Raw genomic sequence first — 18883 nt, forward strand, 5'->3', positions numbered from 1 at the left:
CACAGTAGGCGATAAGTCTTGATTAATCTTAAAAGCTACCGCAAATGAGCGCGAAATACGGCCAAAAATGCGGTATCTGCTTCTCATGACTATATTAGCAAAAATCTGCGGCATTAACAGCTTTATGGCCGCACAGACGGCTATTGATAATGACGCGGACCTGCTAGGCTTCATCTATTTCAGTAAAAGCCCGCGTCATCTGCCGATCGACAGCGCACACGCCTTAATGCAGCAGGCACGGCAACACGCCTCCATGCGCGCGAACAAAGTCAATTTAGTCAGCGTCGTGGTAAACCCTGACAATGAACTTCTGGATCACATTGGACGCGAGCTTAAGCCTGATTTCATCCAGCTTCACGGCCATGAAACGCCGGAACGGGTCGCCGATATCCGTGCCCGCCTGAATGTGCCGCTGATCAAGGCCATCAGCGTATCTTCAAAAGACGATGTGACCGCCGCCCGCGCCTATGAACCGCTGGTAGCGCACATGCTGTTTGATGCCAAACCCCCAAAAGATGCGGCCCTGCCCGGTGGGGTCGGAGCCAAGTTCGACTGGACGCTGATGGAGGGCTACAAAGGCTCGGCCCCATGGTTTCTGGCCGGCGGGCTTGATCCGTGGAATGTGGCCGACGCCATCATCACCGCAAAAGCACCCATGGTGGATGTTTCCTCTGGTGTAGAGCGCGGTCCTGGCTTAAAAGACGCCTCCCTGATCTCAAACTTTCTTAAGGCCGTAAAAGGCATTTAGAACTGATTGACCCATAAAGGAATGCCTCCGTGTCCACTGAGTTATCCGAACCGGCTGTTTTGTCCAACAGCTATAATCTGCCGGACGCCAAGGGGCGTTTTGGTGATTTCGGCGGGCTTTATGTGCCCGAAACCCTCATGCCGCTCGTGCTCGAACTGACGCAGGCGTGGGAAGACGCGAAAAAAGACGAAACCTTCTGGGCGGAATATCATAGCCTTCTGAAATTCTTTGTGGGCCGCCCGTCGCCGCTCTATTTTGCTGAGCGCCTGACCGACTATTACGGCGGGGCCAAGATCTATTTCAAACGCGAAGAGCTGAACCACACCGGCGCGCACAAAATCAATAACTGCATCGGCCAGATCCTGCTGGCCAAACGCATGGGCCGCACCCGCATTATCGCCGAAACCGGGGCCGGTCAGCATGGTGTGGCCTCAGCCACCGTCTGCGCGCGCTTTGATTTGCCGTGCGTCGTCTATATGGGCGCGCTTGATGTTGAGCGCCAAAAGCCCAACGTCTTCCGCATGAATCTGCTGGGGGCCACGGTTAATCCTGTAACCGCAGGCAATGGCACGCTCAAAGACGCCATGAACGAAGCCCTGCGCGACTGGGTGACCAACGTCCACGACACCTATTACATGATCGGCACCGCCGCCGGTATGCACCCCTATCCTGAGATGGTGCGCGATTTCCAGACCGTGATCGGTAAGGAAACTAAGCAACAGATCATGGAACTGGAAGGCCGCCTGCCCGATGCGGTGATCGCCGCCGTCGGCGGTGGGTCAAACGCCATTGGCATGTTCCACCCGTTTATTGATGATGAAAACGTCAAACTGATCGGCGTCGAAGCCGCCGGTCATGGTCTTGATGTCTATAATGGTCACGCAGCATCTCTGACCGGCGGTCGTCCGGGCGTTCTGCACGGCAACCGCACCTATCTGCTGCAGGATGATGATGGCCAGATCTTAGAGGGCCATTCGATTTCGGCAGGCCTTGATTACCCAGGCATCGGGCCGGAGCACGCTCACCTGTTCGATATTGGCCGCGCCCGTTATGTCAGCACGACCGATACCGAAGCGCTGGAAGCCTTCCAGCTCACCTCACGGCTTGAAGGGATCATACCTGCCCTTGAATGCGCGCACGCCCTGGCGCGGGTGGGTGAGATCGCCAAAGATGTGGGTAAGGGCGGGATCGTCGTCCTCAACCTGTCGGGCCGTGGCGACAAAGACATCTTTACGGTGGCAAACGCTATCGGTAAGCCCATGAGTGGTATGTAGTATGAGCATAGCTAGAATTGACGCCCGCTTCGCCAAACTTAAGGCGGAAAACAAAGCCGCGTTTGTGGCCTATATCATGGCGGGCGACCCCGATGTTGAGGCCTCGTTTGAGGTGCTCAAAGGTCTGCCCGCGGCGGGTGCCGACATCATCGAACTAGGCTTTCCGTTCTCCGATCCGATGGCCGAAGGCCCGACCATTCAGTTGGCGGCCGAGCGTTCGCTCAAATCCGGCACCAAAATGGCCCATGTGTTTGACCTGATTAAGCGGTTCCGCGAACTGGATCAGGATACGCCGCTCATCCTGATGGGCTATATGAACCCGGTCGAAAACATGGGCTATGCGCGCTTTGCACAAACCGCCTCTGAGGCCGGTGCCGACGGCGTCATCGTCGTCGATTGCCCGCCCGAAGAAGCTGACGGCCTGACTGATGCGCTGGATGCCAATGACATGGCGCTGATCCGGCTGGCGACCCCGACTACAGACGATAACCGCCTGAAAACGCTGGTGAAACGCACCAAGGGTTTTGTCTATTACGTCTCAGTCGCGGGCGTCACCGGCGTCAAGTCGGCCAGTGCCGACAGTGTCAAAGACGCCGTTGCCCGCGTCCAAAAAGCGTCCGGTTTGCCGGTCGTCGTGGGCTTTGGTATCAAGACGCCAGAGGCCGCCGCCGCCATCGCGCGCGTCGCCGATGGGTCGGTTGTGGGCTCAGTTCTGGTCGACGCCATCAAAAATTCTTTACCGGAAAAAGCGCCCGTTAACACAAAAGTGCTGGAAACGGCGGCCATTTTGGCTCACGCTGTCCATACTGCACGGCTATAAGCGTCCGGAGTTTATCGTAAATGGCTATTGCCGACAAACTGGGTAAGGGTAGAGTATTGCCTACGAACGTCAGATCAGGTGACAAGGGCGGCGAGCGTCGTGAACGCGGCGGCTGGCTGGCCAAGATTGCACCGGGCGTCTCAAAGCTGGTGTCCAAGCGTGAAACGCCGGAAAATCTGTGGGTCAAGGACCCCGATACCGGTGAAATGATCTACCGCCCCGATCTGGAGGCCGCCCTTTGGGTCACGCCCAATGGCCGCCATATGCGCCTGAATGCCGAAACGCGCCTGCGCTATACCTTTGATGATGAGCAGTGGGAAACCATTGAATCGCCAAAAGTTTTCGAAGACCCGTTGAGCTTTTCTGACGGTAAGGCCTATACCGAACGCCTGAAAATCGCCCGTGCAAACACCGGCGAAGACGACACCATGGCGATTGGGTATGGCAAGGTTCAGGGCGTGGACTGCGTCGTGCTGGTGCAGGACTTTACCTTCATGGGCGGATCGCTCGGCATCGCCGCCGGGGAAGCCTTTATCTGTGCGGCCCGCGCTGCCGTTGCCCGCAAATGCCCAATGGTCGCCTTTACCGCGTCCGGTGGGGCGCGTATGCAGGAAGGCACGCTGTCCCTGATGCAGTTGGCGCGCACAACGCTGGCCATTCAGGAACTTAAAGCCGTTCAACTACCCTATATCGTCGTCCTGACTGATCCGACCACCGGTGGCGTGACAGCCTCCTACGCCATGTTGGGTGATGTTCATCTGGCCGAACCCGGCGCGCTGATTGGTTTTGCGGGCCCGCGCGTCATTGAGACCACCATCCGCGAAAAACTGCCCGAAGGCTTTCAGCGCTCGGAATATCTGGTCGAAAAAGGCATGGTCGACCGTGTCGTCCCCCGCGAAGAACTGCCCGCCGTCTTGTCGGCGCTGATGTCAATACTGATGGGCGGCCGCCGCAAGGGTCAATGACCCTTGACCCGTAACTGGGAGCAGACCGTGGGGGCGGTTCTATAATATTCTCCTCCCCTGTTTACGGGGGAGGTGGCGCGGCGCTTTAGTGTCGTGACGGAGGGGGCAAAATGCAGTCAAAAATGTGGTCACGGCTTCTTAAATCTATTCTTGGCTGCGCGATTGGAGCAATCTTAGCTTCTGTTTTGGTATTGCTATCCCCCAATTTATGGCAACTTATAATAAACTGGCCCGAAACTCATGGGATCAGTGACTTTCTATCTTTGAATGTAATAGTTACGAGTCTGGCGTCATTATTTATATTAGCCGTACTTACCATAATCGGATTGCCCATACAGCTTCTCCTGCAAAAGCACGGCTTCACAGGCTATGTGATACATGGAATTTTAGGCAGTTCTACAGGCGCTTTGGTGCCGCTAATTGGTGGAGAAATCCAGCCATTCTTAATCTTGCAGTGTGCAGCGTTGGGACTAATAAGCGTCTCCGTTGCTTGGCTGATCCGCCGCCCTGACCTTGACAACATAACACAGAACCAACCGCCTAAACCGCTATAAAACCTTGAGATTTGAGTCTATGAGTAGGCGGCGAGCGCCGCCGCTATGGGAATAGCGGCAAGTCGAAGCCAACGCCCTCAGAGGCCAAAGACCAAGGTTTTATATGACTGATCGGCTATTGCCATTTGACGCCCCTTTAGAACGCCTCAAAGCCCTGCACCCCAAGCGGATTGACCTGACCCTGGAGCGCATGCTGCGGGTCTGCGAAGCGCTCGGCAATCCGCAGGATAAACTGCCGCCCGTCGTCCATGTTGCGGGTACCAATGGCAAGGGATCGACATTGGCTTTCCTGCGCGCGATGGCGGAAGCCGAAGGCTTAAGCGTTCACGTCTATACCTCTCCCCATCTGGTCAGGTTTTGTGAGCGCATCCGCCTCAATGGCACCCTGATCGACAATGACTATCTGGCCGATGTCTTAAACCGCGTTGAAATCGCCAATGGCGGTCAGGCCCTGACCTTTTTTGAGGCCACCACTGCCGCCGCATTTCTGGCCTTTTCAGAACGCCCCGCCGACCTGTTGCTGCTTGAAACCGGCCTCGGCGGCATACTGGATGCGACCAATATTATCTCCGCCCCCCGCCTCAGCATTATCACCCCCATCGACTACGACCATCAGGCCTTTTTGGGCAACGATCTGACCACCATCGCCAAACAAAAAGCCGGCATTATCAAACCCAACTGTCCGGTGATCAGCGCCCGTCAGGCCCATGAGGCCGAAACCGTTATTGAGCGCGCCGCCCTGAAACACCGCAGCCCCTTATCGGTCATGGGGCATGGGTTTGACGCGTACCGTGAAAACGACCGGCTGGTGTTTCAGGATGACGACGCCCTGCTGGATCTGTCGCTGCCACGCCTGTCCGGCCCGCATCAGATTGATAATGCCGGATTGGCCATCAAGGCCGCGTTAGCGCTTAATTTTTCATCGGACGCCATCGATCGCGGCCTGCAAACCGCCGTCTGGCCGGGGCGACTGCAAGCGCTCAAAGCCGGGCCGCTCCATGCCGCGCTGACCGATAAGGCGTCTGAGCTTTGGCTGGATGGTGGTCACAACCCTCATGCCGCCAAGGCTTTGCGGACGCATTTAGACACCTTGGGGTCCAAGGACCCCAAGCCCCTGAAACTGATCTGCGGGCTGCTGAATAACAAAGACGCCGATGAATTTTTCGCAGCCTTTGATGGGCTTGATCTTGATGTCGTGTGTGTTGGGTTTTCGTCTGATGCCGCCACCGATCCGGCCACACTGGCCGCCGCCGCCCAAAGCAAAGGGCTTACCGAGACCACCGCAATAAGCCCTTTAGACGCTGTCAGAGCCGTGCAAACCGATGCACCCGTGCGCATCCTGATCTGCGGTTCGCTCTATCTGGCGGGAGATGTGCTAGCCCTGTCGGAAGAGACCTATCCGACTTAAGCGACGCCGGATTCAGCCAGCCATTCCAATAATTTAGCTTTGGGCATGGCGCCGACCTTCATCGAGGTCATCTGACCATCCTTAAACAGCATCATGGTCGGGATACCGCGCACGCCAAAGCGCGACGGCGTCATCGGGGAATCTTCGATATTGATCTTGGAGACCACCAGCTTATCGCCGTAAGCCTCTGACACTTCCTCAAGGATCGGCGCAATCTGCTTACACGGGCCGCACCATTCCGCCCAGAAATCCACCAGAACCGGCTTATCGGACTTTAAGACATCGCTCTCAAAGGTCTCATCGGTAATTTTTACAGTCGCCATGACTTTAATCCTTTAACTGTCACCGAACCGATTACGATTGATGACCAACTATTCCCATAGGTAGTGAATGCTATGAAATAATCAATGGTGAATACTAAGCGCATTCCGAAAAGTGTAAGCGGTTTTCGGATATAAATGCGCGATAAAATCTAGCGGCTGAGTTCAGCTAACCTAACCGTGATCAGATCATCGGAAAACGGCGTCAGTTTCGGGCCGTCAGTCCACAACAGCGCCGCCTCGACTTTCGCCTTCGGATAGATTTGGCGCAGCAAGGCAACATAGCCCGCCATCTGACGCTGATAGTCGATGGCCGCATCTTCGGCGCGATCCGGCGCAGGTCGGTTGGATTTATAATCAATCACCCACACATGATCATCGCTGACCACCAGACGGTCGATCCGGCCCGACAGATAGACCGGCTCGCCGCGCCCGTTGACACCGATCTGACCGGCCAGAGCCACTTCGGGACGGGATTTGGGCGAAAAGGCTTCGGCAAAGCGATCATCGTTCAGCACCGCCATGACCGCACCTGTAATTTCCGCCCGCTGATCATCATCAAGGTCAGGCTGTTTGGCGAGGTATTTGATAGCCACCGCCTCACGCTGATCAGGTGCCAGATCGGGCAGGATTTCAAACAGCTTATGGATCAGATTGCCGCGCCGGTATCGGCCCAACCCCTTTTGCATAGCCAGCGGCGACGGCGACCGCTCAGTCTCCGTCCGGTCATCGTCACCCATTTGCGACACCGCCCGCCACACTGCGGACGGATCATCCTCTCCATAAACTCCGGCGGTGAGAAACGCGGGCAAAGGCGATTTCACCCGCACCGATTTTTCGTCCGCCACATAGGTTCCGGCTCGCGCACCGTAAATCATGACCTGCGCCCAACCCGGATCATCGAGCCCAAAATCGGCCCGCAACGCCATATCGACCGCCGACACCTCACCTACCGGCAAGCGCGAAAATGCGTCGGCGGCCAGACCGTACCAAGACCGGCCGGAGCCTGCGCGTTTGCCCTGATAGCCGCACACCGTCAGCCGATCGCGCGCCCGCGTCAGGGCCACGTAGAACAGCCGCAAGGCTTCCTGCTCATCCTTTTCCGCCTTGGCGTCTTTGAACCGTGTAATCGCGTCGACCTTGCCGCGCTCAGGTTTGACATCGACAAACAGGCCGCCATCATCGTCGATCAGCAGCAGGTCATCATTGCGGCTCGATTTGAAATTCGGCCCGATGGGGATAATCACCCACGGCGCCTCAAGACCCTTTGAGCCATGTACGGTCATGACGCGGACGCGCTCACCGCCCTCTTCCTGCTCGCGCTTGATGTCTGAGGCATTGAACTCGCACAAATTCAGGAACGCCTCAACGCCAATATCGTCAATGCCTTCGCCTTTAAGCGCTAAGGCAAGCGTCTCATCCAGCACGTCCTCGCACTCTGGCCCCAGCCGCGTCAAAAACCTTTGCCGTATGGTCAGACCATTGCGATCACGCCGGTTCAGGAGCCGCGCCAGAAAATCGAACCCGGCCCGACGGGGCGCTTCGGCCAGAACCCACTGCATTAAACTGCGGGCATCATCAAACCGCCCGTCGTCGGACGGTTTTTGTAAAAGCGTACCCCACAATGAACCTGATCGGCCTTGCGACAGATCGTACAAATCCTGTTCGCTCAGGTCACACAGCGGCGATCGCAATATACAGGCCAGCGATAAATCATCACCGGACTGCATCGCAAAACGCATCAGGGTACGGATATCCTGAAAAGCGATATGCTCGGACAGCTTCAGTCGGTCGGCCCCCGACACGGGCACGCCCTGTTGTTTTAGTTCACGGATAATATTTTCAAACAGGGCGTCGCGTTTGCGCACCAGTATCAGCACATCGCCGGCGTGCATGGCCCGCCACTTATCCTTGACCATCACCCCGCGCCCGCTAGCGATTTCGGATTTGATATGAAAGGCCAGTTGTTGCGCCAGTCGCTTGGCCGGTGTGGCCCCGGTTTTGTCTACCGGATCGACCTCGGTGCCATCATCTTCGGTATCGTCTGCATCAATCGGCATGACCTGCGGCCACAGTTCGATGCAGCCGATATCATTGCGCACCGCTGCGTGCCTGACGACATTGCTGGTGAAGGTCAGGGCATAGGACAGTTCCGGATCGCCGTCATAGACCGCATCAACAAAGCCCAAAACCTGCGGCAGGGAGCGGAAACTGTGAACCAATTCCGGGATTTTAAGCACCTGACCGGCACTGACGGCGGCCATATCGTAAAACTGCCGCGTCTCAAGAAACTTGTCCGGCCGCGCCCCCTGAAAGCCATAGATCGACTGCTTTTCATCACCCACCGCAAAGACCGTGCGCACGGCTTTGGTCAGTTTAAGGCTGGCCCCCTCGCCCGCGAAAAACTCGGACGTCAGGGCCTTAACGATCGCCCACTGATCCTCAGACGTATCCTGCGCTTCATCGACCAGAATATGCTCCAGCCCGCCATCCAGCTTATAGAGCACCCAGGATGACATATCGGTCTGATGCAGTAAGCGCCGGGTCTGGACAATCAGATCCTGAAAATCGAGCGCCCCCGACCGGCGTTTAAGCGTGCGGTAAATCGCGCTGAAATCCATGAACAACATAAGGACGTCATAGGTAATTTCAGCAATCCGCGCCGCATTATGTTGCGCAACATATTCGACCACAATGGGCGCCAGCCAGTCGAGATAATCCTTGTCGGTCTGTGCGACATCCTTGGTGTAGTAAGTTTTGCGCAGCTCACCCTTAGCGGTCAAAAACACATTGATCAGAGTGCTAATATCAACAGGCTTTTGGTTGAGGTACTGCTCATGTAACTCAAGAAACGCAGCTCCTCGCTCCTGATCGGTCTTACCCTTGGAAATCGATAGCGATTGCGCCAGAGATTTAATATCGCCCCAGTTCAGCCGCCCTAAAAGCTGCGCCGTCAGCTCATCCGGCGACAGAGCTTCAGGAAGTCCAACCGATTGATATAAATATTCTTTTTCAGATATACCCTTATCCCGTGCCTGCCCGATCAGGGCCGCAACACTTTCCAGTATATCTTCATGCTGCATCGAAAACTGGCGCAGCAATTTCTCAAAATTCGCCACCCGTAGCGTTCTGATCAGCCGGTCACGTCCGCTGATGTCGCCATGCACACCCTCAGCATCCGTCAGGGTCAATAGCCGTTCCAGCGCCTGCGCCATCAGCGCCTTGGCCTCAAGATCATCGAGAATTTTGAACGATGGCGACAGCCCCGCTTCCAGCGGAAACCGGCGCAGCAATTTTTCGCAAAATCCGTGGATAGTCTGGATCTTCAGCCCCCCCGGTGTCTCCAGCGCGCCCGCAAACAGGGTGCGCGCGCGGGTCAGATTCTCCGCGCTGATATCCTCACCGATTTTGGCCAGTTGCTGCGACAATTCATCGTCCACCATGACCGCCCAGCCGCCCAGTTGGGCAAACAACCGCCCCTGCATCTCCGCAGCCGCCGCCTTGGTGTAGGTGACGCACAATATATGCTCAGGCCGTGCCCCGCGCAGCAGCAGACGCGCCACCCGGTTAACCAGAGTCGACGTCTTGCCTGACCCGGCATTGGCTGTGACAAAGACATGGGCGGACGGATCAGCGGCGACATTTTGCGGGGTCATGCCTCGTCCTCCGCAGGCGCGTCTGACGACGCATCCTCATCACCCATAATGTGCCACTCATAGAGCCGGGCCAGCTGATCGTAATCACCTTTTTTCTTGAGATACTTCGGCGCGACCCATGACCGGTAGGGCTGAGACGCCTTGCCGTAAGCTTCGATGCGGGTCTTGAATTTATCTAGCGCCTGATCGGCCAGTTCGTCCGAACTCATGCCCTTTTCCGCTACCGGTTTCAGTTTGGCCCCATCCGGCGACAGGCGCACATAGAGCAGGTCGCCGATCGGCTTATCATGGCGCATCCCGTCAAAAAGCCCGTACTTCACAATCGCCGCCGTCAAGGTCAGTTGCGGGAAAAAACCGGCGACCGCCTCCTTCGCCGAAGGCGGTTGGCCCGTCTTGAAATCGAGTATATCGATGCCGTCCTCGCGCACTTCGATCCGGTCGGCGCGGGCTTTGAGCGTGAATGTGCCTTGCGCGGTCTCAAAATTATAAGCGCCCTCTTTTTCGATGATGAATCGCGGTTTACCGGCGCGGCGCTCGGCCTCGAAAGCCACAAAATGCTGCGCCCAGTCGCCAAACAATGGCCGCTGCAATGCGATTTCCGCCTCGGTCAGATTCTCAGCACGCAAGGCCTGTTCCATCAAATCTATAAACGCTGCCTCACCCGCAGCCCCCAACGGATGTCCTTGCAATACAAAGTTTTCCGCCGCCTCATGAACCGCATTGCCGCGCCGTCTTTGCTCGAAAGGCTCATTGGCCCGGTCGCGCAGTCTGAGGTTCAAAATCCGCCGCGCGTATATGGCATAGGGATCGCGCACAAATTTCTCGACTTCGGTCACACTCATCGAATTGGGCCGCACCTCGGCAGGCGGACGCGGATCAGGCCGTGCCGCCGGTTTCAGGCTGTCCGGCGCATCTATTACCGCTTCGGACAGTTGATGGGCCCAGTCGGCAATATGCGGCGCGTCGGCAATCGCAACCTTCGCCCCCTGACACAGGGTTTTCAGCCGCCACAGCCAGCGCGACATAACCTGGGGCTCACCTTCGCGGCGCTTACGGGTGATCAGCCAGACATCCTCAGCGGACGCCGCCTGGATAAAATCATGGGCCGCTAATCCGGTGCGCCGCTCTGGCGACGGCAGGCCCAAGGCCTTACGCATCGGCCGCGTCAGAAACGGGTCAAGCGGCGGCGACTGTGGCCACACCCCGTCCTCAAGGCCCGCCAGAATGAGCCGATCCGCCTTGACCAGACGCGCTTCGATCGCCCCCAAAATCAGCAGACGCGGATGAGTGTTGCCGCCGGTGCGCAGGGTCTCCGTCTTGATCATATGGCCGACAATATCGGCAAAATCATCAGCAGAGGTGACCTCAAACCCTTCGCCTTCGGTGATCAGACCGGACAACAGCGCCGAGGCTGACGCCCCCGCCGCCCCCTGCCACAGCATCTGACCGTCCTCGCGCGTCAGGGTTTCCGCTGTGGCCACAAATGTGCGCACAAAATCACTCAGGTCACGCGGGGCGGTAAAACCATCCTGCCATGCGCTGATCCGCGTCGAAAAATCGAGCCATACCCCTTGCACCTCCGGGTATTTATCCAGTCGCGACGTGACCTCAGCCATGTCACGCGGACGCACAGTTCGCAAACCCACCCGGTCAATCAGGTCAGCCTGATCGCGATACCGCCCAAATGGATGTTTCAACACCGACAACAACCGAACCGGATCAAGAGGATCGACCGCCAGCGCCAGAACATCCAGCAAAAACCGTCCGGTCAGACTATGGGCCAGCGGCTCACCGGCCGATGAGTCTGCGGCCAGACCCCAACGGCTCAGATGTGCACTCACCCGCCGCGCCAGACCGATATCCGGCGTGATCAGAGCGGCAATCTTATCCGGCATCTCCAGCGTTTCGCGCATGAGAACCGCGATCTGAGCCGCTGCATCTTCGTCCTGACGTGCCTCAATCAGGTTCAGACCGCGCAGACCTTCCGTGAACGGATCAAATCCAGAAGCGTCAGCCTCGGATTTCATAGTGGCAATCTGCTGCAACCAGTCCTCAGTCGCCTGAGCGGGCCGTAGCGCCTCATTCAGCAGCCGCCGTCGCGCCCGCGGACCGCGTTCCGTTTCAACCGATGCCGGCCACGTCTTTACCCCAACCCGCGCGACGCCGTGCCGTTCCAGAAGGCGCTTCATCGCCCCCTGGGGGTGGGAATCTTCAACCTGACGCCACGCCTTGTCATCCAGTGACAAATCAAGCCCCGGCAGCACCACCGCCCCTTGCGGCAGGTTCGCCACCAGCCCCATTAGATCGGCCATGGACGGCGCCGTTCCGGTCGATCCGGCCAGCACCAGCGGATGTTGCGGTGGGCGCAGGGTCCATTGTTCCCCAAGTTTGCGGATCAGCGCCACCCGCCGCTGGGACGGGTCCATCAGGCCCAGCTCGTTAAGTCTTCGTGGCCATTCATGCACCACGATCGACAGGAATTTCGCTGACACCTGCCAGTGCTTTGCCCACTCATCGATCACATATTGAGAGGCGGCTTCGTGATGAACCAGATCGTCCAGCCGGTCGGAGGCGTCAACTTCTTCAAGCGCCAGAGAGTCAAAAAATCCACACAGGGATGACGCCAGTTCGAGCGCCACCTTCGACGTCATCTCATAGTCATCGGGGCGATAGTGCGCCATGACCAGCCGCGCCAGTTCAAACCGCCGCCGCGTTGAGCTTAAGGCTGGCGGCAAATCAAGCGCCAGAAATTCCAAATCAAACGGCGGCTCGCCCTCATCCAGATCACCGATAGCCCGTACCTGCGGCAGCAGCAGCGCCCCGCCGTGCGCCAGTTCTGAGAATGCCCGCGCCATAGCCCGCGCCCCGCGCCGGGTTGGCGTCAGGATTTGCGCCTCACTTAAACCCAGCGGCCCCAGATCGTCATAAAGCCCGCGCGCCAGATCATCCAGAAACGACCGCCCCGACGGGATGGAGTACCAGCGCGGGCCCTCTGATGAGAAAAGCCCGGTCATTTAATGGCCAGTCTGGCTTCAGCGACATCGCGCGCCACCGGATCACCGACGTGCATCCAGTCACCGTGCATCACGCTGCCAAACAATCGGCCCGCCGCCGCCTTTTCGCGCCAGATAGGTGACAGGGAAAAGGCGTCGTCTGCCACATGATCGGCGATATCAGGCTTGGTGATATGCACGCCCATATAGTTGTAGGGAGCAGATGGCGCGTCGCCTCTAAACGCAATTCGTCCGTCATCGGACAATGTGAAATCTCCCGCGCCGTCAAACCCGCTGGAACGCTGCATTGGTGCCAGCATCAGGATCGCATCCATGCGTTCAGGGTCCCAGCGCGCGACCATATCGGCCATCGCCGCCCCGTCATCATCCTCGATCCACACACTATCGATATTGGCGACAAAAATTGGCTCATCCCCCAACAGTGGCCGGGCTTTTTTCAGGCCGCCGCCGGTTTCGAGCAGCTTTTCGCGCTCATCAGAAATGACGATCTCAACATCTGTGCGTTGCCGTAAATGCGCCTCCAGCCGGTCGGCGAAATAGTGGACATTGACCACGCAGCGCGTAAAGCCCGCCGCAATCAGCCGGTCAATCATATGGTCGATCAGGGCCTTACCGCCAACCTCAACCAAAGCCTTGGAGCGATCATTGGTGAGCGGCCGCATGCGGGTGCCGAGGCCTGCCGCCAGCATCAAAGCCGTTGTCGGTGCGCTCATGACAGTTTGTCTCCGAAACCGTTCGCTTCAAACCAGTCGCGCACCGGTTTCAAATGTGGCGCTTTAAGATTACGGGACAGGTGACCCCACATGCGCGGCATAAAAGCTTCATAACGCGGCTTGTTAAAATGGATAATCAGGCGGGCAAACACGCCCAAAATGCGCGCTTCATTGAGCGTCGCCAGCGCCTGATACATGCTCATAAATTCATCCCGATCAACGCCGGGACGCAAACTGAAATAATGCTCTAAGGCCGCCGCCTCAATGTCCGGTGACACATCCCGGCGCGCATCCTGCAGCAGGGAATGCAGATCCCAGCTTGGGTGGCCCTTGAGGGCGTCCTGAAAATCAATCAGACCCACCCGACGATAGCCCTCCCGTTCCGGCAGCCACAGCAGGTTTTCGGCATGGAAATCGCGGTGAATAAAGACCGACGCACCCGCTTGAGCCCGCGTTCGTATCGGTGCCCAGACCGCCTCCCAATCCGACTTTGCCTGATCGCTCAGCATACGCGATGGATCATATTTCGGATACCATTCGATAAACAGATCGACCCCGGTTTTCAGTGCCAGATCATCATAAACCATCAGCGGCCACCCACCCGGCAGAGTGTCAGGCGGCGGGGTTTGATGCAGCACGGCCAACGCCTTCACCGCCGACAGATAGAGGCTAATTTCGTCCTCGCCCTGCTCGATCAGGCGGGCAAACAGGCCATCGCCCAGATCCTCAGACACCAGAAATCCGGCCTGCGCATCAAAGGCCACAATTTCCGGCGCCGACAGGCCCTGTGTGCGTAAATAGGCGGCACAAGCCGCAAACGCCTCGATCCGGCCCGCTGACAGGCGCGTCATGGCGAAATAACCTAACCGTTTGCGCTCAGCATAATCAGCCTGTGGCGGACACGGGATCAACTCCGGCAGGGGGGCCTGATCCATCAGCATCAGGCTGCGCCCATCCGCGCTTAACCGCTCATAACGGCGCGTCGAGGCGTCTCCCGGTAAGGGCTGGCGCGCCATGCCCTCAAGGCCGTGGGCCTTAAGAAAAGCGATTTTTTGCGTCTCTCGGTCAGGGCTCATGCGTAGCTTATCTATACTGTCCATGCGGGGTCAGGGTTGCGATCCGTCCCTGATGTCCGTGTTCATCCTGACCCGCTTCGAGATGGATTTCCAGATAATCTTCAAAGCCCAGATGGCCCAGCCGCTGCGGCCACTCGATCAGGCAGGCATGGTCTTCTGTCAATTCAAACAGGCCGATCTCATAAACCTCTTCGGGATCGGTCAGGCGGTAAAGATCAAAATGGGCAATGTCCACACCCTCGGCCTCATAGGTTTGCACTAACGTAAATGTCGGTGATGGCACATCCTGATCGGCATTCGTCCGTGAACGGATCAATCCGCGCGCCAGACAGGATTTCCCGGCGCCCAGATCGCCGGTAAGATAAACAATATCGCCCGTTTTCAAGCTTTGGCCGATGCGTGCACCCAAGGCTTCGGTCGCCGTTGCATCCTTGAGCCATACAGTTTCCGCTATCATGACCCCACCCCCGTAAAGGCAGAATCGCCATGACACAGCTTGGTTTCGACATAGTCCTTCACCGCCGCGCACACCACCGACACCTCTCCGGTAAGTTTGTCCGGCGCAATCACCGGCCCGACCGTCAGGTCAAAGCGCTTACCGGCCTTATTGAGCAGTTCCAGAAACAGAGTCACATCACGCAACTCTTTGGAAATCTTATCGAAACTATGAAACCAGACTGAGTTTGGCCCGGCGACATGGACCGGCACCACCGGCGCCTGATATTTTTGCGCACATGACACGGCCGTTGTCGCCCAGTCCGGGTCACGCAGAATGCCGTCCCGTTTGCGCGCCAGCCGCCCCGCCGGAAACAATACTACACAGCGCTCCGCCTCGAACGCCGCTTTGGCAGCCATCAGGGTCGCGCGTGTTTTTTCGCGTGTGCGCTTGGTCTCAACCCATTCGACCGGGATCAGTACCTCATCAAGCCGCGGGCTGACGCGCAAAGCATCAGCATTGGCAAAAAAGATCAGGTCGTTGCGGCGTTTTTTCAGCGCATCATAGACCGCCACGCCGTCGGCTATGCCGGTCGGGTGATTGCACACCACCACGCACCGGCCAGACGCGGGCACGCGCTCAAGGTTTTGTGTCACGACCTCCAGCGACAACAAACCCGATACATGATCAAGGGCGGCCTGACCGGACAGAGGCGCTATCGCATCGGCCATGCCCACCGCCGCGCCATAGCCCAGAACACCATAAAGAACAGGTCGCATCACCGGCCACAGGGGCGAGGCCACCAGGCGCGGCGCCCGCTCATGGATCAGCACATCAACAATATGCAGGCCGGACGGTTTTACGGTTCCGGCTAAGGACAGAGTATCGGCATAGAGGTCGTGCATGGCGCAGATGTTGCCCAAATGCGCCCGCTTGACAAGGGGTATAACTTGGCAAGCTTTAAACTTTGGGTATAGACTGTGATCACAAAATGCCGGAGGCCGATATGAAAACTATTACCCACTTTGTCGACGGCGCGTACCTAAGCCGTCCAGATCAACGCATGGGGCCGGTGTTCAATCCGTCTTTGGGCACGCAAACTGCGCAGGTTCAGCTTGGCGATACCGCCGATCTGGAGGCCGCCGTGGCGTCGTCTCAGGCGGCCTTTAAGGACTGGTCGCGCCTGAACCCGCAGCGGCGCGCACGGGTCATGTTCAATTTCAAGGCCCTGTTAGAGGTCCATATGGATGAACTGGCCGAACTGATCTCACATGAACATGGCAAGGTCATCAGCGACGCCAAGGGCGACATCCAGCGCGGGCTGGAGGTCATCGAATTTTGCTGCGGCATCCCGCACGCGCTCAAGGGTGAGTTCACCTATGGCGCAGGGCCGGATATCGACGTCTGGTCGATCCGTCAGCCGCTGGGGGTCGTGGCCGGCATTACCCCGTTCAACTTCCCGGCCATGATCCCGATGTGGATGTTTGGGCCAGCCATTGCCACCGGCAACTGCTTTATCCTTAAGCCATCCGAGAAAGACCCGTCCGCGCCTAACCGGTTGGCGGAGCTGCTATTAGAGGCGGGCGCGCCCAAAGGCGTGCTCAATGTCGTCCATGGCGATAAGGATATGGTTGAGGCCATCTGCGCCCATCCGGCCATTCGCGCCGTCAGCTTTGTCGGATCGTCTGACATCGCCCACAGCGTCTATAGGATGTGCGCCGACACCGGCAAACGCGTGCAGGCGATGGGCGGGGCCAAAAACCACGGCATCATCATGCCCGACGCTGATCTGGATCAAGCGGTTAAGGATATCATGGGGGCAGCCTTCGGCTCGGCCGGTGAGCGCTGCATGGCCCTGCCCGTTGTGGTCGCGGTCGGTGACAAAACCGCGGAAGCTTTACGCGAAAAGCTGATCGCCGAAATCAAGACCCTTAAGGTGGGCGCAAGCACTGACCCAACCGCCCACTATGGCCCTGTGGTGTCGGCGGCGCACAAACAGCGCGTCTCGGACTATGTCGATCTGGGGATACGCGAAGGGGCGGAAATCGTGGTCGATAATCGCGATATCACTGTCAAAGGCTATGAAAACGGCTTCTTCATTGGGCCGGTTCTGTTCGACCATGTCAAGCCACACATGAAAACCTATCAGGAGGAAATCTTCGGCCCCGTCCTGCAAATCGTGCGCTCAGGTAGTCTCGAAGAGGCGGTAGGGCTGGCGTCCGATCACCCTTACGGCAATGGCGTCGCCATCTTCACCCGCGAAGGTCGGGCGGCGCGTGATTTTGCCCTGTCGGTGCAGGTCGGTATGGTCGGTATCAATGTCCCCATCCCCGTGCCGGTCGCCTACCATTCCTTCGGCGGCTGGAAGCGTTCGGCCTTTGGCGATATGAACCAGCATGGTATGGAGGGGATTAGGTTCTATACTCAGGTGAAAACCGTCACCGCTCGCTGGCCCGAACATAAGGCTGGAGACGGCGAAACCTCTTACATCATGCCGCAAATGGGGTAAGTATGACCAAGCCCAATGAAGCCAAACTTAACGAGGATAAGCGCCGCCCCAAGGCGATGAAACCTTACCTAACCCTATGGGCCATCATGGTGGTGTGTGTGGTATTTGCCCTGATCGGTTTATATAATCTGTCCTGACCCTTAACAAACGCCGCGATAACAGTGTATCATGGTTAATATGGCTGCGTCGCGGCTTAAGGGGCTTTTGGCGGTTTTGGGGGTTTTCATGCGTAAGTTCTTTCTGTGGGCGGCACTAACGCTATTGATTGTATCGACGGTCGTAGGGGTCGGCTGGTGGGCCTACTGGAACTATTTTGAGCGCTATAAGCCGATCACGGTCGAAAAAGAGCAAGCCGCCATCCAAAAGCTTTTAGACTCAGCCGGTTATGTCGCCTCTGGCACCGAAGGCCCGCCGCTTTATGTGATCACCTTCCGCGACTGCAAGGAATGCAGCACCTATGAGGATCAGGAGTTTCCGAAATTCGCCGCCATTGGTGTTGACCGCCGCGTGATTGCCTTTGCCCCGGCTGACGTTGAGGGCCTGCAAAAATCAACTCCGGCTGAGCGTTCCACCATTGCTGAGCTGTGGCTTAACCGGAACTGGTCTTTGTACGAAGCCTGGCGCACCACGCCGGTTAAGGCCTGGGCCGCGCCCGGTATCCGTCCGGCGGATGGTGATCTGGCACGCTCGGCCGTGGTGCAGGCCAGCCGTGACTTCAAGGATCAGCTTGAGCCCCTGCTGCGGGCCAATGGCGTCGAAGTGCGCTATCCGATCGTTATGTGGCGCGATAAGGACAATAAGCTTAAGGTCTGCGCCTGTTCGGACGAAAAGATGTATCATTTCGTGCGTGAGGATTTGGGTGCGCCTGAAAAAGCCCCGGCGGGCAGCCTGCTTGAGACCGTAGCCCCCGCACCGTCAGCCTCTGCGGCCGCAGAACCGGCCCCGGCTACCATCGCCCCCGAAGCCTACAGCGCCTCAGCCGAACCACAGGCCACTGGCGACTATGGCCCCGGTGCCCCGGAAGTCACGACGGTTCAGTAATCGCACGCTTACGATCCCAACCCCTGACGGTTTCTCCAAACCGATGCAGGAATAATTTGGTGTGAGAAATGGCTTGGTTTAAAAATCCAAAAATGGAGGCAGCAAGCCAGCCGTTTCGACTGATGCTTCTGCCTTTAATCGGTGATGTTGTCGCTTCAATAATTGAACAAAGATGGTCTTTTCATCTGCCATTTTTGTATCCATTAATGGCGTTGATAGGCATCATATATGGTATTTGGCTTTTGATAAAAAACAGGAAAACGTAGGCGCATTTTTTAGCAAGATTAATGAATGACCTCCATGTCCCTCAAGCACTATCGGTATATCGTGAATAGCCCCGCATATGTTC

The 18883-nt window shown here is 57.5% G+C and carries 16 protein-coding genes; 9 read left to right on the top strand and 7 right to left on the bottom strand.

Annotated features, from left to right (window positions below; all coding sequences use genetic code 11):
• Nucleotides 1-85: 85 nt before the first annotated feature.
• The 5 genes from IE102_RS02595 to IE102_RS02615 all read left to right on the top strand — a co-directional run bounded on the left by IE102_RS02595 (nucleotide 86) and on the right by IE102_RS02615 (nucleotide 5769).
• Nucleotides 86-748 (top strand): phosphoribosylanthranilate isomerase, encoded by a 663-nt coding sequence (locus IE102_RS02595; RefSeq protein ID WP_189484812.1) that lies wholly within the window; start codon nucleotides 86-88, stop codon nucleotides 746-748.
• A gap of 59 nt (nucleotides 749-807) precedes the next feature.
• A complete protein-coding gene (gene trpB, locus IE102_RS02600) occupies nucleotides 808-2022 on the top strand; it encodes a tryptophan synthase subunit beta (RefSeq protein ID WP_229807641.1) in 1215 nt (404 codons plus the stop codon).
• Nucleotide 2023: 1 nt separating this feature from the next.
• Nucleotides 2024-2842, top strand: coding sequence for a tryptophan synthase subunit alpha (gene trpA / locus IE102_RS02605; protein WP_189484814.1), 819 nt, complete (start codon nucleotides 2024-2026; stop codon nucleotides 2840-2842).
• Between the two features lie 20 nt (nucleotides 2843-2862).
• On the top strand, nucleotides 2863-3807 hold the full coding sequence (locus tag IE102_RS02610; protein ID WP_189484815.1) for an acetyl-CoA carboxylase carboxyltransferase subunit beta: 945 nt from the start codon (nucleotides 2863-2865) through the stop codon (nucleotides 3805-3807).
• 657 nt (nucleotides 3808-4464) lie between these two features.
• The gene (locus IE102_RS02615; protein ID WP_189484816.1) at nucleotides 4465-5769 is read left to right on the top strand and encodes a bifunctional folylpolyglutamate synthase/dihydrofolate synthase; all 1305 of its coding nucleotides are present in this window, start codon (nucleotides 4465-4467) and stop codon (nucleotides 5767-5769) included.
• On the opposite strand, the gene trxA is transcribed toward IE102_RS02615, so the two are convergent.
• The 7 genes from trxA to IE102_RS02650 form a co-directional block, all read right to left on the bottom strand.
• The gene (trxA, locus tag IE102_RS02620) at nucleotides 5766-6092 is read right to left on the bottom strand and encodes a thioredoxin (protein ID WP_189484817.1); all 327 of its coding nucleotides are present in this window, start codon (nucleotides 6090-6092) and stop codon (nucleotides 5766-5768) included. The two genes, IE102_RS02615 and trxA, sit on opposite strands and share 4 nt — an antisense overlap.
• A gap of 149 nt (nucleotides 6093-6241) precedes the next feature.
• A complete protein-coding gene (addA, locus tag IE102_RS02625; protein ID WP_189484818.1) occupies nucleotides 6242-9745 on the bottom strand; it encodes a double-strand break repair helicase AddA in 3504 nt (1167 codons plus the stop codon).
• Nucleotides 9742-12759 (bottom strand): double-strand break repair protein AddB, encoded by a 3018-nt coding sequence (gene addB / locus IE102_RS02630; RefSeq protein ID WP_189484819.1) that lies wholly within the window; start codon nucleotides 12757-12759, stop codon nucleotides 9742-9744. Before addB ends, addA begins: the two co-directional genes overlap by 4 nt.
• Nucleotides 12756-13472: an N-acetylmuramate alpha-1-phosphate uridylyltransferase MurU gene (gene murU / locus IE102_RS02635; protein WP_189484820.1), complete on the bottom strand. Its 717-nt coding sequence runs from the start codon at nucleotides 13470-13472 to the stop codon at nucleotides 12756-12758. Before murU ends, addB begins: the two co-directional genes overlap by 4 nt.
• Nucleotides 13469-14548: an N-acetylmuramate/N-acetylglucosamine kinase AmgK gene (gene amgK / locus IE102_RS02640; protein ID WP_189484821.1), complete on the bottom strand. Its 1080-nt coding sequence runs from the start codon at nucleotides 14546-14548 to the stop codon at nucleotides 13469-13471. The genes murU and amgK overlap by 4 nt, the downstream gene beginning before the upstream one ends.
• A 7-nt stretch (nucleotides 14549-14555) precedes the next feature.
• On the bottom strand, nucleotides 14556-15005 hold the full coding sequence (tsaE, locus tag IE102_RS02645; RefSeq protein ID WP_189484822.1) for a tRNA (adenosine(37)-N6)-threonylcarbamoyltransferase complex ATPase subunit type 1 TsaE: 450 nt from the start codon (nucleotides 15003-15005) through the stop codon (nucleotides 14556-14558).
• Complete coding sequence (locus IE102_RS02650; RefSeq protein ID WP_189485975.1) at nucleotides 15002-15889, bottom strand: GNAT family N-acetyltransferase; 888 nt, start codon at nucleotides 15887-15889, stop codon at nucleotides 15002-15004. Before IE102_RS02650 ends, tsaE begins: the two co-directional genes overlap by 4 nt.
• A gap of 101 nt (nucleotides 15890-15990) precedes the next feature.
• Between IE102_RS02650 and IE102_RS02655 the strand changes: the two genes are divergently transcribed.
• From IE102_RS02655 to IE102_RS02665, 4 genes are all read left to right on the top strand, one after another.
• Nucleotides 15991-17493, top strand: coding sequence for a CoA-acylating methylmalonate-semialdehyde dehydrogenase (locus IE102_RS02655; protein WP_189484823.1), 1503 nt, complete (start codon nucleotides 15991-15993; stop codon nucleotides 17491-17493).
• Nucleotides 17494-17495: 2 nt separating this feature from the next.
• Nucleotides 17496-17630 (top strand): hypothetical protein, encoded by a 135-nt coding sequence (locus IE102_RS17960; RefSeq protein WP_268247443.1) that lies wholly within the window; start codon nucleotides 17496-17498, stop codon nucleotides 17628-17630.
• Nucleotides 17631-17718: 88 nt separating this feature from the next.
• Nucleotides 17719-18534, top strand: coding sequence for a hypothetical protein (locus IE102_RS02660; protein ID WP_189484824.1), 816 nt, complete (start codon nucleotides 17719-17721; stop codon nucleotides 18532-18534).
• 68 nt (nucleotides 18535-18602) lie between these two features.
• Nucleotides 18603-18800, top strand: a complete 198-nt coding sequence (locus IE102_RS02665; protein ID WP_189484825.1) for a hypothetical protein — start codon at nucleotides 18603-18605, stop codon at nucleotides 18798-18800.
• Nucleotides 18801-18883: the final 83 nt, after the last annotated feature.

Origin of the sequence: Asticcacaulis endophyticus (assembly GCF_014652575.1) — a bacterium.
Classification (GTDB): domain Bacteria; phylum Pseudomonadota; class Alphaproteobacteria; order Caulobacterales; family Caulobacteraceae; genus Asticcacaulis; species Asticcacaulis endophyticus.